Source organism: Stenotrophomonas sepilia, assembly GCF_003244875.1.
GTDB classification, from domain to species: Bacteria; Pseudomonadota; Gammaproteobacteria; order Xanthomonadales; family Xanthomonadaceae; genus Stenotrophomonas; species Stenotrophomonas sepilia.
This window is the reverse complement of the sequence record NZ_LXXZ01000073.1, coordinates 1-22,548: the sequence shown is the minus strand read 5'-3', so window position 1 is coordinate 22,548 and position 22,548 is coordinate 1. Positions and strand designations below refer to the sequence as shown.

18 protein-coding genes and 1 pseudogene are annotated in these 22,548 nt (G+C 67.0%); 7 read left to right on the top strand and 12 right to left on the bottom strand.

Annotated features, from left to right (window positions below):
• Positions 1 to 195: 195 nt before the first annotated feature.
• The gene (glnA, locus tag A7X97_RS15285) at positions 196 to 1,605 is read right to left on the bottom strand and encodes a type I glutamate--ammonia ligase (protein WP_005420964.1); all 1,410 of its coding nucleotides are present in this window, start codon (positions 1,603 to 1,605) and stop codon (positions 196 to 198) included.
• 223 nt (positions 1,606 to 1,828) lie between these two features.
• Here glnA and A7X97_RS15280 point away from each other — a divergent pair, with 223 nt between their 5' ends.
• The 3 genes from A7X97_RS15280 (at position 1,829) to A7X97_RS15270 (ending at position 4,147) form a co-directional block, all read left to right on the top strand.
• Positions 1,829 to 2,623, top strand: coding sequence for an undecaprenyl-diphosphate phosphatase (locus A7X97_RS15280; protein WP_065195965.1), 795 nt, complete (start codon positions 1,829 to 1,831; stop codon positions 2,621 to 2,623).
• A 73-nt stretch (positions 2,624 to 2,696) separates the two neighbouring features.
• A complete protein-coding gene (locus tag A7X97_RS15275) occupies positions 2,697 to 3,521 on the top strand; it encodes an META and DUF4377 domain-containing protein (protein ID WP_005420968.1) in 825 nt (274 codons plus the stop codon).
• A gap of 167 nt (positions 3,522 to 3,688) precedes the next feature.
• A complete protein-coding gene (locus A7X97_RS15270) occupies positions 3,689 to 4,147 on the top strand; it encodes an META domain-containing protein (RefSeq protein WP_072167381.1) in 459 nt (152 codons plus the stop codon).
• Positions 4,148 to 4,273: 126 nt separating this feature from the next.
• Here A7X97_RS15270 and A7X97_RS15265 read toward each other — a convergent pair whose 3' ends face one another.
• The 9 genes from A7X97_RS15265 to A7X97_RS15225 all read right to left on the bottom strand — a co-directional run bounded on the left by A7X97_RS15265 (position 4,274) and on the right by A7X97_RS15225 (position 13,247).
• Positions 4,274 to 4,885, bottom strand: a complete 612-nt coding sequence (locus A7X97_RS15265) for a YbhB/YbcL family Raf kinase inhibitor-like protein (protein WP_088496479.1) — start codon at positions 4,883 to 4,885, stop codon at positions 4,274 to 4,276.
• Positions 4,886 to 4,895: 10 nt separating this feature from the next.
• Complete coding sequence (locus A7X97_RS15260) at positions 4,896 to 6,965, bottom strand: tetratricopeptide repeat protein (protein WP_072167383.1); 2,070 nt, start codon at positions 6,963 to 6,965, stop codon at positions 4,896 to 4,898.
• Positions 6,966 to 7,021: 56 nt separating this feature from the next.
• Complete coding sequence (locus tag A7X97_RS15255; protein ID WP_061479400.1) at positions 7,022 to 8,011, bottom strand: YheT family hydrolase; 990 nt, start codon at positions 8,009 to 8,011, stop codon at positions 7,022 to 7,024.
• Between the two features lie 52 nt (positions 8,012 to 8,063).
• The gene (locus A7X97_RS15250; protein WP_061479384.1) at positions 8,064 to 8,855 is read right to left on the bottom strand and encodes a lysophospholipid acyltransferase family protein; all 792 of its coding nucleotides are present in this window, start codon (positions 8,853 to 8,855) and stop codon (positions 8,064 to 8,066) included.
• 118 nt (positions 8,856 to 8,973) lie between these two features.
• Complete coding sequence (locus tag A7X97_RS15245) at positions 8,974 to 9,408, bottom strand: hotdog fold thioesterase (protein WP_072167384.1); 435 nt, start codon at positions 9,406 to 9,408, stop codon at positions 8,974 to 8,976.
• 10 nt (positions 9,409 to 9,418) lie between these two features.
• Positions 9,419 to 11,473 (bottom strand): phospholipase D family protein, encoded by a 2,055-nt coding sequence (locus tag A7X97_RS15240; RefSeq protein ID WP_088496480.1) that lies wholly within the window; start codon positions 11,471 to 11,473, stop codon positions 9,419 to 9,421.
• Positions 11,470 to 12,087 carry a YceI family protein gene (locus tag A7X97_RS15235; protein WP_065178694.1) on the bottom strand — a complete coding sequence of 206 codons (618 nt, stop codon included), beginning with the start codon at positions 12,085 to 12,087 and terminating at the stop codon, positions 11,470 to 11,472. Before A7X97_RS15235 ends, A7X97_RS15240 begins: the two co-directional genes overlap by 4 nt.
• Positions 12,088 to 12,091: 4 nt before the next feature.
• Positions 12,092 to 12,568, bottom strand: a complete 477-nt coding sequence (locus A7X97_RS15230) for a SixA phosphatase family protein (protein ID WP_061479387.1) — start codon at positions 12,566 to 12,568, stop codon at positions 12,092 to 12,094.
• A gap of 49 nt (positions 12,569 to 12,617) precedes the next feature.
• Positions 12,618 to 13,247 carry a ParA family protein gene (locus A7X97_RS15225; RefSeq protein ID WP_005420986.1) on the bottom strand — a complete coding sequence of 210 codons (630 nt, stop codon included), beginning with the start codon at positions 13,245 to 13,247 and terminating at the stop codon, positions 12,618 to 12,620.
• Positions 13,248 to 13,370: 123 nt separating this feature from the next.
• Here A7X97_RS15225 and A7X97_RS15220 point away from each other — a divergent pair.
• A pseudogene (locus tag A7X97_RS15220) lies at positions 13,371 to 14,856 on the top strand (AAA family ATPase).
• A gap of 579 nt (positions 14,857 to 15,435) precedes the next feature.
• Here the strand turns inward: A7X97_RS15220 and A7X97_RS15210 are convergent.
• A complete protein-coding gene (locus A7X97_RS15210) occupies positions 15,436 to 16,071 on the bottom strand; it encodes a tetratricopeptide repeat protein (protein ID WP_061479389.1) in 636 nt (211 codons plus the stop codon).
• Positions 16,072 to 16,241: 170 nt separating this feature from the next.
• On the opposite strand from A7X97_RS15210, the gene A7X97_RS15205 reads away from it, so the two are divergent.
• The 3 genes from A7X97_RS15205 (at position 16,242) to A7X97_RS15195 (ending at position 21,737) form a co-directional block, all read left to right on the top strand.
• Entirely contained in the window at positions 16,242 to 19,928 is a 3,687-nt protein-coding gene (locus A7X97_RS15205; RefSeq protein WP_111008151.1) for an indolepyruvate ferredoxin oxidoreductase family protein, read from the top strand.
• Between the two features lie 226 nt (positions 19,929 to 20,154).
• A complete protein-coding gene (locus A7X97_RS15200; RefSeq protein ID WP_227836869.1) occupies positions 20,155 to 20,409 on the top strand; it encodes a helix-turn-helix domain-containing protein in 255 nt (84 codons plus the stop codon).
• Between the two features lie 2 nt (positions 20,410 to 20,411).
• Positions 20,412 to 21,737, top strand: coding sequence for a type II toxin-antitoxin system HipA family toxin (locus tag A7X97_RS15195; protein WP_072167388.1), 1,326 nt, complete (start codon positions 20,412 to 20,414; stop codon positions 21,735 to 21,737).
• On the opposite strand, the gene A7X97_RS15190 is transcribed toward A7X97_RS15195, so the two are convergent.
• Positions 21,738 to 22,352, bottom strand: coding sequence for a DUF938 domain-containing protein (locus tag A7X97_RS15190; protein ID WP_088496483.1), 615 nt, complete (start codon positions 22,350 to 22,352; stop codon positions 21,738 to 21,740).
• Between the last annotated feature and the right edge of the window lie 196 nt (positions 22,353 to 22,548).

Below are 22,548 nucleotides of genomic sequence, written 5' to 3'. Positions count from 1 at the left end.
GGGAGGGAGGGCAGCCCTGGTCGCGTATCCGGTCTCTCTTGCCCCTGTTTCAGCGGACCGGCAGTCCGCTGTACTGCAGCGGGCCAGCGACCCGCTCTACAACGGCGGGCCTGCGCCCGCCTTGCGGCTCCCCAGCCGCGAGAACGGAGGCGATGGCGGCGGGTGGGAGGGGGAACCCACCGCCATCGCGCCCGGTCAGCTGGCGTAGTACAGCTGGTATTCCAGCGGGTGGGTGGCCGCGCGGAACTTGGTCACTTCCTGCATCTTCAGCGCGATGTAGCCGTCGATGAAGTCATCGCTCATCACGCCGCCGGCCTTCAGGAACTCGCGATCCTTGTCCAGTGCTTCCAGCGCCTGGTCCAGCGAGGAGCAGACCTGCGGGATCAGCTTCTCTTCTTCCGGCGGCAGGTCGTACAGGTCCTTGTCGCTCGGTGCACCCGGGTCGATCTGGTTCTTGATGCCGTCCAGACCGGCCATCATCAGCGCGGTGAAGGTCAGGTAGCCGGACTGGATCGGATCCGGGAAGCGCATTTCGATGCGGCGCGCCTTCGGGTTGGAGACCCACGGAATGCGGCACGACGCCGAACGGTTGCGGGCCGAATAGGCCAGCATCACCGGCGCCTCGAAGCCCGGCACCAGGCGCTTGTAGCTGTTGGTGCCCGAGTTGGCGAAGGCATTGATGGCCTTGGCGTGCTTGAAGATGCCGCCGATGTACCACAGCGCCAGCTGGCTCAGGCCACCGTAGCCGTCACCGGAGAACAGGTTGGTGCCGCCCTTGGACAGCGACTGGTGCACATGCATGCCGCTGCCGTTGTCGCCGACGATCGGCTTGGGCATGAAGGTAACGGTCTTGCCGTTGCGGTGCGCGACGTTCTTGATGACGTACTTCATGCGCAGCAGCTCGTCGGCCTTCTGCACCAGGGTGCTGAACTTGGTGCCGATCTCGCACTGGCCGGCGGTGGCCACTTCGTGGTGCTGCACTTCCACTTCGATGCCAACCTGTTCCAGGGTCTTGCACATTTCCGCGCGCAGGTCATGCAGGGTGTCGGTCGGCGGGACGGGGAAGTAGCCGCCCTTCACGCCCGGACGGTAGCCGCTGTTGGCGCCGTCATACTTGGCGCCGCTGTTCCACGCCGCTTCTTCCGAGTCGACCTTGAAGAAGGTGTTGCCCATTTCGTTGGCGAAACGGACCGAGTCGAAGATGAAGAACTCCGGCTCCGGGCCGAAAAACGCGGTTTCGGCGATGCCGGAGGACTTCAGGTAGGCCTCGGCACGCTTGGCGATGCCGCGCGGGCAGCGGCCATAGGCCTGCATGGTGGCCGGATCGAGGATGTCGCAGCTGATCACGATGGTCGGATCGGCGTAGAACGGATCGACGTACGCGCTGGACGGGTCCGGCAGCAGCACCATGTCCGATTCGTTGATGCCCTTCCAGCCGGCGATCGAGCTGCCGTCGAACATCTTGCCTTCTTCGAACAGCGACGGTTCGACGATGCTGACCGGGAAGGTGACGTGCTGCTCGACGCCACGCATGTCCACGAAACGCAGATCGACGAACTCGATCTGGTTGTCCTTGATCAGCTTCTCAACGTTTTCCACGGACATCGGTACGACCTCGGATGGGGATGAATGCCTGCTGAGGTACAGCAATGACCGTGCCAACTTTTTGATTCCCGCAAGTTGTTGATTTCAATATGGCTGCTCCGCGCCGGTGCAGAACGGTGCGCACCAAACCGGTGCACCCGCCATCAGACGCACCCGTTTGGTGCAGCAGGGATCGTCTATCCTCTCGACCTCCTTCCTTCCGCCGCCCGTGCCCGCACCGTCCATGTCCGACCTGCTCTCCGCCCTGCTGCTGGGCATCCTCGAAGGCTTGACCGAATTCCTGCCGATCTCCAGCACCGGCCACCTGCTCATCGCCCAGCACTGGCTGGGTGCCCGCTCGGACTTCTTCAACATCGTCATCCAGGCTGGCGCGATCGTGGCCGTGGTGCTGGTGTTCCGCCAGCGCCTGCTGCAGCTGGCCACCGGCTTGAACCAACGCGAGAACCGTGAGTACGTGTTCAAGCTGGGCGCCGCCTTCCTGGTCACCGCCGTGGTCGGCCTGGTGGTGCGCAAGGCCGGCTGGTCGCTGCCGGAGACGGTCAGCCCCGTGGCCTGGGCACTGATCATCGGTGGCGTCTGGATGCTGCTGGTGGAGGCCTACACCGCGCGCCTGCCCGACCGCGACCAGGTGACCTGGACCGTGGCGATCGGCGTCGGCCTGGCGCAGGTGGTGGCGGGCGTGTTCCCCGGTACCTCGCGCTCGGCCTCGGCGATCTTCCTGGCCATGCTGCTGGGCCTGAGCCGCCGCGCCGCTGCCGCCGAGTTCGTGTTCCTGGTCGGCATTCCCACCATGTTCGCCGCCAGCGCCTACACCTTCCTGGAACTGGCCAGGGACGGGCAGCTGGGCAGCGAGAACTGGACCGAGGTGGGCGTGGCCTTCCTTGCCGCGGCCATCACCGGCTTCGTCGTAGTGAAGTGGCTGATGGGCTACATCAAGTCGCACCGGTTCACGGCCTTCGCCCTCTACCGCATCGCGCTGGGCGCGGCGCTGCTGCTGTGGTTGCCCTCCGGCAGCTGAACAGCACTGGGGCACGGTAACCCCATGGCCGGCCCCACCCCGTTTCCCCCACGGTTCCCCAAGGAGAATCACCATGAACCGCAAGCTCACCCTGCTCCTCCCGCTGGCCCTGATGGCCGCCTGCAGCCAGACCCCGGCCCCGGCCGGCAATGGCGGCGACGACGTGGCCCCGGCCGCGACCAAGGCAGCGGACCAGCAGACGCTGGCGCACCTGGATGCGCAGCGCCTGCAGAGCCAGCACTGGCTGCTGCAGCAGGCCACCGGCGCCGACGGCAAGCGCATCGACGCGCTGTTCGCCCGCGAAGACAAGCCGGTCACCCTGGACTTCGCTGATGGCCGCCTGTCGGTCAGCAACACCTGCAACCGCATGGGCGGCGGCTACACCCTGGCCGACGGCAAGCTGACGGTCAGTGCGATGGCCTCGACCATGATGGCCTGCACCGACAAGGCGCTGATGGCGCTGGACGAAGCCGTGTCGAGCCGCCTGCAGGGCGAACTGAAGGCCGAGCAGGATGCCGATGGCAAGCTGACCCTGACCAACGCCAAGGGCGACGTGCTGGTGTTCAACCCGGAACCGACCGCTGAAACCCGCTACGGCGGCGCCGGCGAAACCGTGTTCCTGGAAGTGGCCGCGAAGACCGAGAAGTGCTCGCACCCGCTGATTCCGGACTACCAGTGCCTGCAGGTGCGCGAAGTGAAGTTCGACGACAAGGGCCTGAAGCAGGGTGAGCCGGGCAAGTTCGAGAACTTCTACGGCAACATCGAGGGCTACACCCACGAAGACGGCGTGCGCAACGTAGTGCGCGTGAAGCGCTACGAAGTGAAGAACCCACCGGCCGATGCGCCGTCGCAGGCCTACGTGCTGGACATGGTGGTCGAGTCGGCCATCGAGAAGTGATGTAGAGCCGACTGTTAGTCGGCTGGCTCTTGAAGGGCGGCCGCGAGGTCGCCCTTCTTCGTGGTGGGTAGAGCCGGCCGCTGGCCGGCTGCCTTGCGGAGCACCGCCAACACGCGGATGTTGCCGGCCAACGGCCGGCACTACCCGCATGCATCAGGGAGATCGGCATGAAGCACGTCCCCGCCCTCATCATTGCCGCGCTGCTGGCCATGTCTACGGATGTGGCCGCTGCCAGCACGCCCACCACCGGGCAGCTCGAGGCACATCCGTGGCAACTCGCGCGCGCCACCGACGCGCAGGGCCGGCGCATTGATGCGTTGTTCGTGCGCGGTCGACCGCCCTACACGCTGCGCTTCCAACCCGGCTACATGAGCGAGTTGAACCTGTGCAACCAGTCAAGCAGCACCTATCACCTGCAAGGTGACCGGCTGCTTCTTGAGGGCGGCATCATCACCACAGCCGCTTGCATGCGGGCCGAGGTGGCCGAACAGGAACGTGTCGCCGGCACGCTGGTGAATGCACGCGCAGAGATGACGCTTGCGCTGGATGAGCGTGGCCGCCTGCTGCTGCGCAATGCGCATGGCGATGTGCTGGTGTTCGCGCCGGTAGCCGGTACGGACGAATGAAAAGGGCGGCCGCAGGGTCGCCCGTCTTCGCCAGCGGTAGAGCCGGCCGCTGGCCGGCTGCCACGGGCGGATGCAGCAACACACGGACGTGGCCGGCCAGCGGCCGGCACGACCCGTTATGCAGCCTCAGCCCAGCGCCGGATTCAACGTGTAGGTGCCGTGCAGTGCCGCTTCGGCCAGCACGTGGCCGTGCATGGCCCGGTACGCGTCGGCGGCGGTGAAGCGTGCCGGCAGCTGCAGCGATGCCACGTCCAGCGCGAACACGCGGAAGAAGTAGCGGTGCACGCGCTCGTCATTGAACGGCGGATAGGGGCCGTCGTAGCCCAGGTAGTCACCGGCCATGTCCGGGTTGCCGGCGAACCAGCCGGTGAAGTCGTTCAGGCCCTGGCGGCTGCCGGCCGGCCCGGCCGGCGTGGTCTTGCCCTTCACCACGAAGCCGTCGCTGCAGCTGCCTGCGGCAATCTCGCGCACCGAAGCCGGAATATCGGCCATCACCCAGTGCACGAAATCACAGCGGGGCTGGTCGCGTGGCACGCTCATGTCGGTGCGGCCGACCGTCTCCGGCACGGTCGGCACGTCCGGATCGACGCATACCAGCAGGAACGAACGGGTGCCATCCGGCACATCGCTCCAGGCCAGGTGCGGATTGCGGTCCGGTGCGAAGCCCGCGGCATCGCCTGCGGCGAATTCGCGGTCGATCGGTGCACCGTTGGTCAGGCTGTGGCTGCTCAGTTGCATCGGCGTGTCCTCACTCTTCCGGGTAACCCAGGCGCACCGCGATCGGGGTGAGCTTGGCGAAGGCGGCGCTCATCACGTCGCGGTAGTTGCGCCAGTGGCCCGGCGGGAAACGCGGCGCGCCCAGCTGCGCGGCCGGCGGCATCGGCCGCTCGAACAGTCGGCCCAGCAGTTCGGCCATCGCCTGCGGATCGTTGCCGATCTGGTCGATGCGCAGCAACACCTGCGGGTACAGATCGTCCTCGTGCAGGGCGGCGACCTGGGCCAGCGCGCGCGCCAGCCATTCGCTGGCTTCGGCCAGCGAGGTCATCGCCAGCGGCGCGGCCGCACCGTAGGCCACCCAGTCCAGCAGCATGTCGCGCGGATCGCGCAGCACCACCAGCAGGCGGCCCTGCGGCAACTGCGGGCGCAGCGCCCACAGCAGCGCGTTGTCCCACCACAGCAGCCAGTCGATGATCGCGTCGTCCTGCACGCCGCGCGACGGCAGCTGTTCGCGCCAGCGCTGCACCAGCCGCTCCGGCGTCAGCACGCCCGAAGCGAGGTCCTGCAGCGTGTGGTAGTTCTGGAACGCGTCGTCGGGTGCGTTGGAGGTATAGCGGTCGCTGCGCAGTACCGGGCTGGCCGCAGCCAGGCCGGTCGCCACGCGCTCCACGCCCGACCCCGGCGCACCCCACAGGAAGATCGGTGCGGAAGTGGCATCACCGTCGATCTCGCCCTTGTCCGGCCAGCTCGGCGGTGCCTTGGCCTGCGGCGGCAGCGGCAGGCGCTGCGGGGCCTGGTCGGCCTGCAGGGCAAGCCAGGTCTGCAGCGCGTCTTCGTGCTGCCCGGCGCGATCCTGGATCTCGCCCAGCCAGGTGCGCAGGTCGGCACGGTGGCCTTCCGGCGCCATGCCGATCAGCGCCTGCACGCGGGCGACGGCAGCGGCCGGATCGCGCTGGAGCAGGCCTTCGACCAGGCGGGTTTCGCCACTGACACGGCCCGGTTCGAGGCTGACGATACGCTCGGCGATCGCTTCGGCCTGCGCGTGTTCGCCCACCATGTCGTGCAGCCGCAGGCGCGCTTCCAGCGCCGGCAGGTGGCCCGGCATCGCGTCCATCCAGCGCTCGACCGTGGCGGCGGCGGTGGCACTGCCGACCTCCTCCACCGCCAGGCGTGCCAGCCACAGGTCGTGCAGCTGCGGGTGCTGCTCCAAGGCGGCATCCAGGCGTGCGCGGGCCTCGTCTTCGCGACCCAGGCGCTGCCAGGACATCAGCAGCAGCTGCAGCACGTCGCGGTCATCAGGCAGCGATTCCAGCAACGGCAGCAGGTGTTCCAGCGCCTGCAGCGGCTGGCCGCTGCGCAGTGCCAGTTCACCAGCCAGGCGGCGCATCGAAGGCGTATCCAGGCCTTCCTGCTGCAGCGCGATCTGCATCGCTTCTGCCGCAGCTTCCAGGTTGCCCTGGCGCATGGCCAGCTGCACCACCAGGCCATGCAACGAGGCGATGGTCGGGTTCAGTTCCAGCACGCGGCGGAACGCCTGCTCGGCGAAGGCCAGCATGTTCTTGCCCAGGTAGGCGAAGCCCAGTGCGTAAAGCACGCGGATGTCGTTGGGCAGGGCCTGGTTGGCGGCCGACAGCAGCGTCAGCGCGCGATCGGCATCATCGCGGCGCAGCGCGATCATGCCATCGATGGTCAGCAGCTCCGGGTGGTCCGGCTCGACACGCGAGGCCAGCGTGGACAGGCGCTGCGCTTCATCGAAATCGTTGCGACCGATCGCCAGGTGGGCCTGCATCAGGTACGCGGCGAATGCGTTCGGGTCCAGCCCGGTGGTGCGCGTCAGTGCTTCGCCGGCGCCGTCGAACTGGCGCAGGGCCAGCAGCAGGCCGGCGTGCTGCAGGTGCAGCTGGGCGTTGTCCGGGGCCAGCTGCAGCGCCTGCTGCAGGGCTTCCATCGCGTCCTCGGCCTTGCCCTGCTGCTGCAGCGCAAGCGCCAGCCAGCGGTGGGCCTCGGCCTGGCCGGGTTCATCACGGGTCCACGCCTGGGCCAGCTGCACGGCCTGGTCGGCCTCGTTCTGGCGCAACGCTTGGATGATCTGGTCTTGCATGGCGGTCCGGTTCAAGGGCAAACCCGCATTGTAGCGGCCTGCGCGCCCGTGCCGGTTCAGCCTTGCAGCACGCGCTGCAGGCGCTGCGCCACCCAGCGCTCGGAGAAGCCGTCACCGCGCCAGTTTTCCAGGAAGCCACAGTGTCCGCCCCAGCTGGCGGTTTCCAGATGCGCCTGGTGCGGCAGCTGCCAGTCGCTGAAGGTCGCGTAGGGGATCACCGGGTCGTCCTGCGCCATCAGGATGTCGGCAGGCACCTGCAACGTGGACAGCCGATCGCCGGCAATCGAGTAGCCATCGAAATAGGCCTGCAACGAACCGAAACTGGTGTGGCGCTCGACCAGCCAGGCAGTCAGCGCGCGGATGTCCAGTTTCAGTACGCGGTCGTCGCAGTCGCTCAGTTCGGGGAACAGGTCGCGCTTGCGCCGCAGCGAACCGGCCCACTTGCGGCGGAAGTACCAGTCGTACATCGCCGGGCCGTTCTCGATGCTCTCCATGGTCAGCGCCGGATCCAGCACCGGGCATACCGAGGCCACGCGCAGCAGCGGCACGCCGGCCGCTGGCGCGCGCTGGGCCAGGCGCAGCACGAAATTGCCGCCCAGCGAGTAACCGGCGGCCACCAGCGGCAACTGCGGCCAGCGCTGGGCGATATCGCCCGCGGCATGCACCACTTCGTCGATCAGGTTGGAGTGGAAGATGCCGGGGTTGAGATGATGGGTATTGCCGTGGTCGCGGAAATTCAGCCGCACCACGTCAAAGCCCTGTTCGAGCATGCGCGCGGCCGCCATGCGCATGTAGCTGGATTCGGCGCTGCCTTCCCAGCCGTGCAGCAGCAGGGCCATGCCCTTGGGTTCGCGGCCTTCGATGTGGCTGTGCCAGCCCTGCAGGCGCACGCCATCACCGCCGTCGAGGATCAGTTCTTCGCTGATCGCGCCGGTCGCGGCCAGCAGCAGCAGGCCGCGCTGCAGGCGCATGCGGCTGGAGCTGAGCATCGACTGCAGATGCGGATTGCGCAGCCAGCGCGGCGGCTGGTAGTCAGCCGCGTGCAGCGTCGGCGTGCCGGCGTCCAGGACGGGTGGCGGGATCAGGGCCACCGCACCCTCACTCGGAGCTCATGGCCGCCACGATGCGCGCGCGCGACGTCTCCGCGATGCGCCGACGGCCTTCCAGGTCCTGCGCACCGATCGGTGCCAGGAAGTGCACTTCTGCACGCCGCGCCGGCTCACCGAGCAGGCGCAGGAAATTGGCGAAGAAACTCTCGCCGGGGCCGAACGCGACAATGGTCTGCGCATCGCCCTTGAGCCCGTACACCAGTGCCACCGGCTGCACCGGCACGCCGGTTTCAACCGCGGCCTGGAAGATGCGGGCATGGAACGGGCCTACTTCGTGGCCGCCGCGGGTGCGCCCTTCCGGGAACACGCCCACCGCCTTGCCTTCGCGCAGGCGATCGGCCATCACCTGCATCACGCCACCGAGCGATTCGGTGTTGCCGCGCTGGTGGAAGATGGTCTGGCCACGCGCGGCCAGCCAACCGACCAACGGCCAGCTGGCGATCTCGCGCTTGGCGACGAAGCCCATCATGCGCTGGCTGTGCAGGATGCAGATGTCGACCCAGCTGACGTGGTTGGCGACGAACAGCACGGCGCCGGGCAACGGCGTACCGATCTGCACCAGGCGGAAGCCGAAGATCCACATCAGCCCGCCCTGCCACCAGTTGACCACTTTGGCCCCCAGGGTCGCCTCGCCCACGCGCAGTTCGCCCCACGGCCGAAGCATGCCGATCAGGATGAGCGGCAGGAACACAACGATGTGGACCAACAGCAGCGGTACGCGGTACAGGTAACGGCACACACGCGCCACGCCGCCGCGGGGGGCCGGAGTGGGGGAAGTCATCCGCGCACGATACCGGAGGGCCGTCATCGCTGCCAGCCGATTTAGGCCATAACACCCATCGACCGGGGCAATCGGCGGGGAACGCTGGGTTCCGCTGCCGTCACCGGCCGTCCGGGGCTCAGCCGTGGCCGGCCGCCACCACCGCCAGGGTCAGCCGCGAGATGCACACCAGGCGGCCCTGCTCGTCCTCGATGCGGATCTCCCACAGCTGGGTGCTGCGGCCGACGTGCAGTGCACGTGCGGTGCCGGTCACGGTGCCCGAGCGAACGGCGCGTACATGGTTGGCGTTGATCTCCAGCCCTACGCAGATCTGTTTGGCCGTATCCACGCACAGGTTGCCGGCGCTGCTGCCCAGGGTCTCGGCCAGCACCACCGACGCGCCGCCATGCAGGATGCCGTAGGGCTGGCGGGTGCGCTCGTCCACCGGCATGGTGGCCTGCAGCCAATCGTCGCCGGCCCCGCTGAAGACGATGCCCAGCGACTCGATCGCGGTGTTGCGGCTGAGCGTGTTGAGCTGCTCGAGGGAAACGACTTCGCGGAACACCAGGGTCATGCGGGCACCTTCAGAGGATGGGAACGAGGCCGGCGCCGAATGCAGTGAGCATGCGGACCAGCAGCCATTTCGGGCCGACATTGACCTCGGGGAAATCGCCCACGGCGACATAGCAGCGGTGGAAGTCCGGGTCCTGCCGGGGCAGCGGCCGCGGACAGTCCGGGCCGGGCTTGAACTCGTAGTCGGTGGCATAGCGCCACGGCCAGAAGTCGAGGATCGGCAGTGCCTCGGAGGCCTTGCCGACGCTGTAGTTGAGCCCGGACAGCACCGGCGGCTTGGCCCGCGGCGCCACCGTCCACGAGTTCTGCGGGTGGATATCGCGCAGGATGCTCTCGGCCAGCTGCTCGGCGAAGGCCGGGTCATCGATGATCACCGCACCTTCGGTGTTGTAGTTCTCGCTGCGCGGATCGAAGTTGTGGGTGCCGACCACGCCGATGCGGCGGTCGACCACCAGCGACTTGGCATGCAGGCCCATGCGCGCGCCCTTGCGGGTGACCGGCAACGGCTTGTTGACCGCCTTGCTGCCCAGGAAGGAGGGCCGGGTCTCGGTGCGCAGCAGGCGGGTCTCGACCTCGCTGCCGGCCGCGCGGCGGCGCTCGCGCGCGTTCTGGTAGGCACTGCCGGTGCGCGGGTTCACCGCCAGCTGCTTGCCGGTGGGTGCCGGATGCTCATCGCGATCGCGGCTGTCGCCGGCATTGCTGCCCGCGGCGCTGCCGCCGATCAGCGGATTGCGCCCGCCGTCGTCGTCACCCCCGGGCGCGGCGATCGGATCAGGCAGCAGGTTGCGGTAGTCGACCGGTGCATCCAGCGGGAACGGCTTGTACTCGAAGATGTTGAAGCCCAGTTCGCGCATGTTGCGCCGCTTGTACTTGTACGACAGCGCATACACGATCGGGTTGTCGGTGGCGGCCAGGCTGTTGCTGGACACCACCACCCGCGGCGGCTGCGGGCGCTTGCGCAGCTCGCGGAACAGCTTCTGCGCCGGCTTGGACAACACCAGGTATGGCGTCTGCAGGATCACTTCCTCCTGCGCGCCGGCGATCAGCGCATCCAGCTGCGGCTCGGTCACGTGCTGGCCCGCCAGTGGCGCATCGGCCTTCTCGCGCCGGTGCTTGCGTGGCAGGTCGGCGACATAGCGCACCGAGGCCACCGGCAAGGCGGTATCGACGAAGGAACGGCTGACGAAGTCCATGTCATTGGCTTCGGCACTGACCCGCTGCACCCGCTCGGGGCGGCGGAAGCTGGCCGGCGGCAGGGTCGGCACGCCCTCGCGCAGCAGGGTGCGGCCGACATCGTTCAGGCGCTCGGCCGGCACGCTGCGCCTGGCATGCCAGAAGGCATCGAAGTTGGCGGCCATCGCCCGCGCCTCCGGGCCGGCGATCAGCACGTCGCGGTCGCGGAAGTTGTACTCGCGGTCCCAGTCGTAATAGTCGTCCTGGTAGTTGCGGCCGCCGACCACGCCGATCGCATCGTCGATCACCAGCAGCTTGTTGTGCATGCGCTGGTTGAAGCGGCGGAAGCAGCACAGCACGCTGCCGGCATAGTCGAAGTAGTTCAGCCGGGCCTTGCCGAAGGTCGGGTTGTAGACCCGCAGCTGGAAGTTCTGGTGCGCGCCGGACAGCGCGCCGAGGATCTGCAGGTCGGAGATCGCCGAGAGCTGGTCGATCAGCACGCGCACCTTCACCCCGCGCCGCGATGCAGCCAGCAGCTCGTCGATGACCAGCCGGGCGCTGTCGTCCTTGTCGAAGATGTAGGTCTGCAGGTCGATGCTGCGGGTAGCGCTGCGCAGCAGGTTCAGGCGCGCCACCAGCGCACCTTCGCCCTCGTCGAGCAGGGTGGCGTAGTGGCGCGGCTGTTCGGGGGTGGATTCGGTGAACGCCCGGCCGGCCAGCGCACGCAGCGGTGAGTCCTGCGCGCAGCGGTCGGCGCGCTGGCAGCCGACCACGGTCGAGCGCGCCTGCACGGCGATCGCTTCGGCACGGTCGCGCTCGGCATGCGAAAGCGATGCACAACCGCTGCCCAGCAACACCGTTGCCAGCGCCAGTAAACGCAGCAGGAGGTTCACGGTTTCGGCGCCTCGCTCAGGCGCGCACGTAATACGAAGGTCACTCGGTCACTCAGGGCTAGCTGCCAGCTGTCCATTCCATACCGGCCTCGCTGCACGGTACCGCGGCTGACGACATCGCAATCATAGCCGGGTCGGGCGCACTCCGCCTTCTCGACCCGCAGCGACTCGGGATGGCTGACGCCGCGCAGGGTCAGCCGGCCGTTGATGTCGCCACCCTGTTCCACCGTCTCCGGCCAGTATGGCAGCGAGTCGAACTCGACCACCGGATGGCGCCCTGCATCGAAGAACTCTTCGCCGCGCATCCAGCCGGTGTAGCGCGCCTTGCCAGGGATCTCCACCGAACGGGTGAACATCTTCAGGTGCACCTGGTGGCGCCCGTCGGACAGGATCTCGATGCGCCCCTCGAAGTGCGGGAATACGCCTTCGATGCGCTGGCCGAAACGGGTCCGCACCTCGAAACCGATCCGCGAGCGCTGGGTATCCAGGCGCATTACCCGCGGTGCTTCGGCGGACACCGGCGGCAACGGCGTTGGTGGGGGCACGGCGGCCCAGGCCGGGCCAAGCGCCAGCAACGCGGGCAGCAGGAAGCGGCTGCGCCGCGCCTGGCTCATCGGATCACGGCCACCAGAACGCGTTCAGGCTGGCCACGCCCGGCTCGATCGAGACCTCGCGCGGGAAGCCGAGGACGGCCACGCCGCCCGGCGGCATGCCGCGGTAGTCGCTGCTGGTGCCGTCGGTCATCAGGGCCACCAGCTGCTCCAGGCCCGGGTTGTGGCCCACGATCAGCACCCGGTCCAGGTCGCGACGCTCGTCCACCAGCGCCGCCAGGGTGCCCGGGGTGGCTTCGTAGATCCGGTCTTCCAGGCGCTTCTCGACATAGCCGATGGCCGTCATCACCGCTTCCAGGGTCTCACGGGTACGTCGCGACGGCGAGCACAGCACGCAGTCCGGCAGCAGCTTGTTTTCCTTCAACCACTTGCCGGCAGCTTCAGCTTCGGCCAGCCCCACCGGCGACAGCGGCCGGTCGAGGTCGGCCTGGCCGGAAACGGCGGGTTCGGCATGGGCATGGCGCAGCAGGATCAGTTCACGCATCGCGGGTTTCCATGGAGAGGAGGATGCAGCAGGAGAAGTGAGGCAGGCATCAAAGCTTGAGCCAGGACAGCAGCGGCTCCCAGTCGGCCTGGTGTTCGCGCACCTGGGCGGAGCGATAGTCGAACAGGCTGCGGCCCAGGCCGGTCATGACCACGTAGCTCTGGCTGTCACGCAGCTGCGCGACCACCGGGTACGGCCATTCGGCCAGCATCTGCAATGCCTGCTGCGAGGTCTGGGTCCAGGGTTTGGTGCGGTTGAGGACCAGCCCTACCGGCAGCTTGCGGCTGTGCACGCGCGGGTTCTGGGCCAGGCTGTTGAGGAAGCCGACGATGGCTTCGATATCCAGCGCCGAGGGCAGCACCGGCACCACCACGGCGTCGGCCGCGTCCAGGAAATGGGGGATATCGTCGGCCAGCGCGCCGGCGGGTGCATCGATGATGACGGTATCGGTACCGTCGGGCAGCTTCTGCGCCCACTGCTTCTTCCGATACACATCGATGGGGAGCACCGCGCTTTCCAGCCCGGCACGCCGTTGTGCCCAGCGGGTGCTGGAGCCCTGCGGGTCGGCATCGGCGATCACCGTGGCCTTGCCCTGCAATGCCGCGTACGCGGCCAGGTGGGTGGCGACGGTGGTCTTGCCCACCCCGCCCTTGGAACCGGCCACCAGGATCGTCTTCATGCCAGCCTCGCTTCCGGGTACGTGCCCCGAGCGTACACCGGCGGTGGTGACGGGAGGTAGCGCCGTGCTGAACCCGTGGCCATCGCCTTTGCTATCGTGGCGCCCCCGAAGGATCGAACCGGCATGAGCGAACTGCAGGACCTGAGCGCACTGATCCGCGCCAATACCCCCCTGATCGTCATCGAGACCCAGGACGAGGGGCGCATCGTTGAACTGTTCCGGCAGACGCTGATGCACGTGTGGCGGGCCCTGCACCGCTGGTCCATCACCGAGGGCCTGCGCCGCATCGACCTGGACCGCGAGGATCCGCCGGTCGGCCCGCCCGATGCCAGCGCCGCGCTGCAGATGATCCGCCAGGCTGATCAGCGCGGTGTCTACCTGCTGCTCGATTTCCACCCCTACCTGGGCTATGCCAGCCACCAGCGCGCACTGCGCGACCTGATCCAGCGCCGCCACAGCGAGCCGCACGTGCTGGTGCTGATCGGCGCCAAGGTCGAGCTGCCGGCCGAGCTGGAAGCACTGGCGGTGCGCTTCAACCCGCGCCTGCCCGATGCCAACGCCCTGCTGAAGATGCTGCGCGAGGAGGCCGACGCCTACGCACGCGAGCACGGCGGCCGCCGTGTCGAGGTCGACAGCGAGGCGGTGAAGAAGATCCTGAAGAACCTGCAGGGCCTGAGCCTGGTCGATGCCCGCCGCATTGCCCGCCAGCTGATCTACGCCGATGGCGCGCTGCGCGACGACGACCTGCCGCAGCTGGCACGGCTGAAGTTCGAGCTGCTCAACCGCAGCGGCCACCTGTTCTTCGAGCACGACAGCGCACGCTTCGGCGACGTGGCCGGCGCCAACCGGCTCAAGCGCTGGATCAGCCAGCGCCGGGTGGCCTTCATCGCCGGCTCGGCACCGGCCGGCCTGGACCCGCCGCGCGGCATGCTGCTGCTGGGCGTGCAGGGCTGCGGCAAATCGATGCTGGCCAAGGCCACCGCCGCCGGCTTCGGTGTACCGCTGCTGCGCCTGGACGTGGGTGCGCTGTACAACAAGTACCACGGCGAGACCGAGGCCAACCTGCGCCAGGCGCTGGCCTCGGCCGAGCAGCTGGCGCCCTGCGTGTTGTGGATGGATGAGATCGAGAAAGGCTTGGCCAGTGGTGGCGAGGACGGTGGCGTATCGCGCCGCGTGCTCGGCTACCTGCTGACGTGGATGGCCGAACGCAAGGCGCCGGTCTTCATCGTCGCCACCGCCAACCAGGTGCACGAACTGCCGGCCGAGCTGCTGCGCAAGGGCCGTTTCGACGAGATCTTCTTCGTCGACCTGCCCCCCCCCCGAAGTGCGCGTGGAACTGCTGCGGCTGCACCTCGGGCGACGCCAGCTCAATGGCGACGACTTCGCGCTGCCGGCGCTGGCGGCCGCGGCGAATGGTTTCTCCGGCGCGGAGATCGAGCAGGCGATCGTGGCCGGACTGTACGCAGCGCACGCCGAAGGCCGGCCGCTGGACACCGAGCTGCTGATGAATGAGATCCGCACGACGCGGCCGCTGTCGGTGCTGATGGCCGAGCAGGTAGAGGCACTGCGGGCATGGGCGTCGGGGCGGACGGTTTCCGCGGACGATTGAGGTTCCCGCGAACGGCGCAGCCCCTCGTGGCGGCTGGTTGGCTGTGAACATCAAAAGCCGCGCTTGGCTGGCTGCTTTTTGTCGAGCCGAGCCCACGCTCGGCTGCCTTTCGATCAGATATCGGATACTCGATTCCGATGCAGATTCATCCACGCATGGCGTGGATCTACCGTGTCGCCCAAGGTCGACACCTACCAACAGCAGCGTCGAACCGTCAGAGGTGGGGCGGTGTGGGTTGGCAGGACCGTTGGCGCCATGGGCCCGAGGCATGCGTCGGGCGGGTTGGTCAGGACGCCCAACCCCGGTCTTGCCGTGTGCGCAGGACTGCGCACACGAGCAAGGCGCCATCGAGCCCCCATGGGTGAGGGCGCTTTGCTTGCGAAGCACTGCTTCGCAAGCGCCCGAACGCCCAGCCTCCAGCGGCTGGGCCGGGCCGCGGAGCGGGGTTTACGGCGTGTCCTGCCAACCCACACCACCCCGCCATCCCGCCCGCGGATTGCCCGCTGTTGCTGTTGCTTCGGCTGTTGCTTCGGCTGTTGCTTCTGCGGGTGCCGGGTGCAACCCGGCCGCCCCCTACCCTCAGGGCCAGGCCGGCGGCGCGGCCGCCCACGCCTGCTGCACTTCCGCCAGCGAGGCACGCTCGTCGTCTCGCCACAACGGCAACAACTGCGCATAGCGGCTGCTGTCGCTCCATTGCGTCGGCTCGGTACGCACTGCGGCGGCATACCACTGCACCGCCTCCTGCTTCCGCCCGGCCCGCCACAGCGCCAGCGCATAGGTCGGTGGCAACCAGCCCGGCTTGCTCAGCGAACCACCGGCAGCGGCCTGCCATTGCTCCAGGGCGGCTTCGGGCTGGCCCTGACGCAGCAGGTCCCAGCCGTAGTTCCAGCGCACGCCACGGCCCAGGCTGCCCTGCACCGGCGCATCCTTCAGCGCTTCGCGATACAGCTGTTCACCCAGTTCGGTACGGCCCTGGGCAATGGCCACCGACGCCAGCTGCACGGTGGCCTCCACGGTCCGCCGGCCGCGCTCGCGCTGCTTGAGCAGCTGCGCCACCAGCTCATCCCCGTCGGACTGGACCACGATCATGGGCACGGCGGCCGCATCGCTGTCGAAGTAGAACTCCTGTGGTGCCGGCACCGCCGGCGCGGCCCACACCGGGGCCGTTCCCGAGACCAGCAACATGCTGCCCAGGATCTTTCCTGCAACTGACATCCCTTCTCCCCAGGCCGCAACCGCAGCCCCCTCTCTCTCTCCCCGATCCTAACCCCAGCATGGCCGCCGGCGCGAGTGCCGGGGCGGCCGGGCCTCGCTGCTACAATTCGCGCCTTTCCCGCCGCGTGCCTGCACGCGGCCGGTGCCAGCCGATCCTGACCGGGCCAGCCATGACCAGTACCGCGCAACTCACGTCGCCCTCCTCCACCGACCTGATCGACCGTGACTACACGCTCGACCACAAGTACACCCGCGACGAGGGGCGGATCTACCTGAGTGGCGTGCAGGCGCTGGTGAAGCTGCCACTGATGCAGCGGCTGCGCGACGCACACGAAGGCATCGACAGCGCCGGCTTCGTCAGCGGCTACCGCGGCAGCCCGCTGGGCGGCTTCGACCTGGAGCTGTGGCGCGCACGCAAACACCTCGACGCGGCCAAGGTGAAGTTCACCCCCGGCCTGAACGAGGACCTGGGCGCCACCATGGTGTGGGGCACCCAGCAGACCAACCTGTTCCCCGGCGCCAACGTGCAGGGCGTGTTCGGCATGTGGTACGGCAAGGGCCCGGGCGTGGACCGCTGCGGCGACGTGTTCAAGCACGCCAATGCCGCCGGCACCTCGCGCTACGGCGGGGTGCTGGCACTGGCCGCCGATGACCATGCCTGCCGCAGTTCAACCCTGCCGCATGGCAGCGAGGACGAGTTCGTCAGCGCGATGATGCCGGTACTGAATCCGGCCGGTGTGCAGGACATCCTCGACATGGGCCTGCTGGGGTGGGCGATGAGCCGCTATACCGGGCGCTGGGTCGGCTTCAAGACGATCGCCGAGACAGTCGAATCGTCGGCCTCGGTCGAGGTCGACCCGATGGCGCGCCGCATCGTGCTGCCGGAAGACTTCGAGATGCCTTCGGGCGGTCTCAACATCCGCTGGCCGGACCCGCCGCTGGACCAGGAAATGCGCCTGCACCGCTATGCGGTGAAGGCCGCACAGGCGTTCGCCCGCGCCAACGGCATCGACAAGGTGGTGATGGACGCGCCGCGCGCGCGGCTGGGCATCGTCACCACCGGCAAGAGCTACCTGGACGTGCTGCAGGCGCTGGAATACCTGGGCCTGGACGAAGCCGCCTGCGCCGACATCGGCATCCGCGTGTACAAGGTCGGCATGACCTGGCCGCTGGAGCCGCAGGGCATCGCGCGCTTCGCGCAGGGCCTGGAAGACATCATCGTGGTGGAGGAAAAGCGTGCCTTCATCGAGCGTCAGATGAAGGAACAGTTCTTCAACTGGCCGGCCAGCTGGGGCCAGCGCCCGTCCATCGTCGGCAAGTATGACGAGACTGGCGAATGGATCCTGCCGTCCACCGGCGAGCTGACCCCGGCCACCATCGCCGGCGTGATCGGCCGCCGCATCCAGAAGTTCTTCAACAACGCATCGATCGAGCAGCGGCTGCAGTGGATGCAGGAGAAGGAAGCCGAGCTTGCGTTGCCGCGCGCCAGCTTCCCGCGCGTACCGCATTACTGCTCGGGCTGCCCGCACAACACCTCCACCAACGTGCCGGAAGGCTCGCGTGCGCTGGCCGGCATTGGTTGCCATTACATGGTGACCTGGATGGACCGCAGCACCGACACCTTCACCCACATGGGCGGCGAAGGCGTGACCTGGGCCGGGCAGGCGCCGTTCACCGATACCCCGCACGTGTTCCAGAACCTCGGCGACGGCACCTACTTCCACAGCGGCTCGCTGGCGATCCGCCAGGCGGTCGCCGCTGGCGTCAACATCACCTACAAGATCCTCTACAACGATGCGGTGGCGATGACCGGCGGCCAGCCGGTGGACGGTCCGCTGAGCGTGCCGGACATTGCAAAGCAGATGCGCGCCGAAGGCATCCACACCATCGTGGTGCTGTCGGACAACATCGGCAAGTGGACCGGCCAGCGCGAGCACTTCCCCAGCGACGTCGAGTTCCATGACCGCAGCGAACTGGACGAAGTGCAGAAGCGCCTGCGCGAAGTAAAGGGTGTGTCGATCCTGATCTACGAACAGACCTGCGCCACCGAGAAGCGTCGCCGCCGCAAGCGAGGCAAGCTGGAAGACCCGCAGAAGCGGGTGATGATCAACTCGCTGGTCTGCGAAGGCTGCGGTGACTGCGGGAAGAAGAGCTTCTGCGTGTCGGTGCTGCCGAAGGAAACCGAGTTCGGGCGCAAGCGCGAGATCGACCAGTCCAACTGCAACAAGGACTATTCCTGCGTGAACGGCTTCTGCCCCAGCTTCGTCACCGTGCACGGTGGCCAGCCGCGCAAGGGCAGCAAGCGCGATGCGTCCACGCTGCTGGACAACCTGCCGGCGCCGACCCTCCGCGACAGCCTGGAACAGCCCTGGAACATCCTGATCACCGGCGTCGGCGGTACCGGCGTGGTGACCATCGGTGCGCTGCTGGGCATGGCCGGTCACCTGGAAGGCAAGGGTGCAACCGTGCTCGACCAGACCGGCCTGGCGCAGAAGGGCGGCGCGGTGACCACGCACATCCGCATTGCCCGTCGCCCTGAAGACATCCATGCCGTGCGCATCGCCGCTGGCGAGGCCGACCTGGTGCTGGGCTGCGACATGGTGGTGGTCAACGATTACTGGGCGCTGTCGAAGGTCCGTGCCGGCCGTTCGCAGGTGGTGCTGAACACTTACGAAGCGATGCCAGGCACCTTCACCACTCGCCCAGACATGCAGTTCCCCGCCGCCGACATCATCGCCGGCGTGCGCGTGGCACTGGGCGGCCAGGAGCCGTTGCTGCTCGATGCCACCCAACTGGCCACCGCGCTGCTGGGCGATGCCATTGCCGCCAACCTGTTCATCCTCGGCTACGCCTGGCAGCAGGGCCTGGTGCCGCTCTCGTTCGAGTCACTGATGCGCGCCATCGAGCTCAATGGCGCCGCCGTGGCGATGAACCAGCAGGCGTTCGCCTGGGGCCGACTGGCCGTGGTCGATCCGCAGGCGGTGCAGCAGGCCGCCGGCCTGGTGCGCAACCGCCATACCGATACCGAATCCACCCCGGGCCCGCTGCATCCGCTGCCGCCAGGCGAGTGGGAGGGCAATGAATGGGGTGCCACTGCGGCACCGCGCAACACCGGCGACGAACGCGAACTGCGTGGCCTGCCCTCGCACGGTGGCGACGTGGCGTTCCTGCCGCTGGACGACGCCCGCCTGTCGCGCTCGCTGGATGAAATGATCGAGCGCCGCGCCGCGTTCCTGGTCGAGTACCAGGATGCCGCCTACGCCAGGCGCTACCGTGACCTGGTAGCGCGCGTACGCGCCACCGAAGCCGACCGCATCGGCGGTTCCACTGCGCTGACCGAGACCGTGGCGCGCTACCTGTTCAAGCTGATGGCCTACAAGGACGAGTACGAAGTGGCGCGCCTGTACACCAGCGGCGACTTCCAGCGCCGCCTGCAGCAGCAGTTCGAGGGCGACTACCAGCTGCGCTTCCATCTGGCACCGCCGCTGTTCGCGAAGAAGGACGAGCAGGGACGGCTGCTGAAGAAGGAATACGGCCCGTGGATGTTCAAGGCCTTCGGTCTGTTGGCGAAGCTGAAGTTCCTGCGTGGCGGCCGCTTCGATGTGTTCGGACGCACCGAGGAGCGCCGCATGGAGCGCAAGCTGATTGCTGATTACGAGGCGACGGTGCAGGTGCTGCTGGACGGGCTGGAGGACGACCGTCTGTCGCTGGCGGTGGAGATCGCCAGCATTCCCGAGCACATCCGCGGCTTCGGCCATGTCAAGGAAGCCCACTTCGCGCAGGCCAAGGCGCGGGAAGCGGCCCTGCTGGCGCAGTGGCGCAACCCGAAGGCGCTGCATATCGTGCAGGTGGCTTGAGAAAGGACGCAAGAAGCGGGGCAAGCTATAAGTTGCATTCCAAATAAGAAAGCTATAGGTTGCATTTCAAATAAGAAAGCTATAGGTTGCCTTACAACGAAGCAACCTATGGATTGCTATCGTCGAGCGCAGGGTACTGACTCGTTTGCAGCGGAAGGGCTTGTATCGGCGCGCCTACCACCCGCGCTCGCCTGACCAGCGCATCGCCGATGAAGGAGAAAGCTCTGTGGCAGTCAAGTTTGTTGTCCGAACTCCCCAACAGTTGGGCTCGCTCATGAAAGCGTTTCGCAAGCAGGCGGGCCTGACACAGACAGATCTTGGCAAACAACTGGGTATCAGCCGCCAAGCGGTGACAGCTCTGGAGCACGAACCAGAAACAGCTTCGTTTGGGCGCCTGATGAAGGTGTGGGCGGTACTAGGAATCGAGGTGACTCTACAGCAGGGGACGGAGCGCTCAAGCAATCAAGATATGGAATGGTAGCGATGAGTGAGCTAGCGATCTGGATGAACGGTGTAGAGGTAGCGAAATGGCAGCAGAACTCGAACAGCTCTCCGCGCCTTACCTACACCCAAAACTGGCTTGAGTCTGGTTCGCCACGCCCTATTTCCCTCTCACTCCCATTGCTGCCACTTGGTGAAAGTCACCGTGGACAGAAGGTTGTCGACTACTTCGACAACCTTCTTCCTGACAACAGCGAGATCAGAAGCAGGCTACGCGATCGCTTTTCAACCCGCTCAGCGGGAACCTTTGACCTTCTCGAGGCCATCGGTCGGGATTGCGTTGGCGCTGTGCAGCTGCTACCCGTTGCAGCCACACCCAACGATCTGCAGAGCATCCAATTCCGGCCATTGAATGAGGGCGAAGTTGCGGACATCCTGCGAGGAGTTACTGCACCCGCACTGCCAGGATCAAGGCACCATCCGAGTGACGAGTTTCGAATCTCTATCGCCGGTGCACAGGAGAAGACAGGGCTACTTCTGCACGAGGATCAGTGGTGTATTCCCATCGGCAGCACGCCTTCTACTCATATCTTCAAGTTGCCCCTAGGCCTGGTCGGCAACATGAGGGCAGACATGCACCAGTCAGTCGAGAACGAGTGGCTGTGCATGCATCTGCTTTCCGCCTTCGGAATTCCCGTTGCAGAGACGCAAATGGGACGTTTCCAGGACCAACGCGCGCTCATTGTTGAGCGATTCGACCGCCGTCTGTCTGCGGACCGCCGATGGTGGCTGAGGTTGCCACAGGAAGACATGTGCCAGGTCTTTGGTCTGCCCGCCGCCAGGAAATATGAATCGGATGGTGGCCCAGGCATCGTGGCCATCATGGATCTGCTTCGACAATCCGAGCATTCCGAGGACCGCGCGACCTTCTTCAAGACGCAGATTCTTTTCTGGATGTTGGCTGCAATCGATGGCCATGCCAAGAACTTCAGCGTTCACATTGAAGCTGGCGGCCGCTTCAGATTAACGCCCATCTATGACGTGCTTTCGGTCTACCCCATTCTCGGCCGCGGACCCGGCCAGCTGGAGCCTCGTGATGCGAAGCTCGCCATGAGTATCAACGGACGGAATCGACACCGAAGTCTGCTGGATATTCGACGACGGCATTGGAACGAAACAGCTCGCGTCTGCGGTGTAAGCGATGGCGCAGAACCATGGATCGAGACACTGCTGGAATCCGTGGAACCTGCCATCGCACAGGTCACGCGTCAGCTCCCGGATGATTTCCCTTCCAACGTGTCCGGACCTATTTTCCAGGGACTGCGTGCTGCTGCGGCACGCCTTTCCAGCATGGCACCGGAGGCCTGATCACCCCAACCGCCACAGCAGCAACCGGTTATTGGCCGGCATCGCCACGTCACCCAACCGGGTAAACCCGTTGTCGGCCGCCAGCGCCTGCACCGCTTCGCTGTCGCGGATACCGCTGCGCGGGTCGCGCGCCTTCAGCCAGGCATCGAACTGCGCATTGCTGTCACTGGTATAGCGGCCGCCATAGTTGAACGGACCGTAGATCGCCAGCAGCGCACCGTGACGCAACAGTGGCGGCAGCGCGCCGAACAGCACCTGCACGTACTCCCAGCCCATGATGTGCAGCGTGTTGGCGCTGAATGCGGCGTCGAACGTGCTGCTTTCTGGAAGGTCCAGGCCCGTCGCCGGGGGCAGCTCCACCTGCAGCGCCACCGGCGGCAGCAGGTTCAGCAGCGCGGCCTCCGCACGCCAGGCTTCGATGCCGGGCAGATGGTCCGGATGGTCGCTGGGCTGCCAGCGCAGCCACGGCCAGCGCTCGGCGAAGAAGGCTGCGTGCTGGCCGGTACCACTGCCGATCTCCAGCATCCGATGGCGGTCGCCCATCCACGGGTCGAGTGCGGTGGCGATGGGTTCGCGGTTGCGCTCGCAGGCTTCTGAATACGGCTTGCTCGACATCAGGACGGTGTCCAGGCGGGGTCGGCCCCATTGTGCACGAGGGGGTGTCTGCAGGGCTTGCAGCCCTGCACCCGCAGGAGCCGGAGCCAGAGCCAGAGCAACGTCAAAAGCTGGCATTCCGTGGGTTGGCGGGGTGGGCCCGGTTGCGGGGGGCGCCGTAAATACGTCCCTGTAGGCTCGGTCGCCGCATCCATGC

Coding starts and splice junctions, on each gene's coding strand:
- glnA (WP_005420964.1), bottom strand. CDS start 1,605: ATGTCCGTGGAAAACGTTGAGAAGCTGATCAAGGACAACCAGATCGAG.
- A7X97_RS15280 (WP_065195965.1), top strand. CDS start 1,829: ATGTCCGACCTGCTCTCCGCCCTGCTGCTGGGCATCCTCGAAGGCTTG.
- A7X97_RS15275 (WP_005420968.1), top strand. CDS start 2,697: ATGAACCGCAAGCTCACCCTGCTCCTCCCGCTGGCCCTGATGGCCGCC.
- A7X97_RS15270 (WP_072167381.1), top strand. CDS start 3,689: ATGAAGCACGTCCCCGCCCTCATCATTGCCGCGCTGCTGGCCATGTCT.
- A7X97_RS15265 (WP_088496479.1), bottom strand. CDS start 4,885: ATGCAACTGAGCAGCCACAGCCTGACCAACGGTGCACCGATCGACCGC.
- A7X97_RS15260 (WP_072167383.1), bottom strand. CDS start 6,965: ATGCAAGACCAGATCATCCAAGCGTTGCGCCAGAACGAGGCCGACCAG.
- A7X97_RS15250 (WP_061479384.1), bottom strand. CDS start 8,855: ATGACTTCCCCCACTCCGGCCCCCCGCGGCGGCGTGGCGCGTGTGTGC.
- A7X97_RS15245 (WP_072167384.1), bottom strand. CDS start 9,408: ATGACCCTGGTGTTCCGCGAAGTCGTTTCCCTCGAGCAGCTCAACACG.
- A7X97_RS15235 (WP_065178694.1), bottom strand. CDS start 12,087: ATGAGCCAGGCGCGGCGCAGCCGCTTCCTGCTGCCCGCGTTGCTGGCG.
- A7X97_RS15230 (WP_061479387.1), bottom strand. CDS start 12,568: ATGCGTGAACTGATCCTGCTGCGCCATGCCCATGCCGAACCCGCCGTT.
- A7X97_RS15225 (WP_005420986.1), bottom strand. CDS start 13,247: ATGAAGACGATCCTGGTGGCCGGTTCCAAGGGCGGGGTGGGCAAGACC.
- A7X97_RS15210 (WP_061479389.1), bottom strand. CDS start 16,071: ATGTCAGTTGCAGGAAAGATCCTGGGCAGCATGTTGCTGGTCTCGGGA.
- A7X97_RS15205 (WP_111008151.1), top strand. CDS start 16,242: ATGACCAGTACCGCGCAACTCACGTCGCCCTCCTCCACCGACCTGATC.
- A7X97_RS15195 (WP_072167388.1), top strand. CDS start 20,412: ATGAGTGAGCTAGCGATCTGGATGAACGGTGTAGAGGTAGCGAAATGG.
- A7X97_RS15190 (WP_088496483.1), bottom strand. CDS start 22,352: ATGTCGAGCAAGCCGTATTCAGAAGCCTGCGAGCGCAACCGCGAACCC.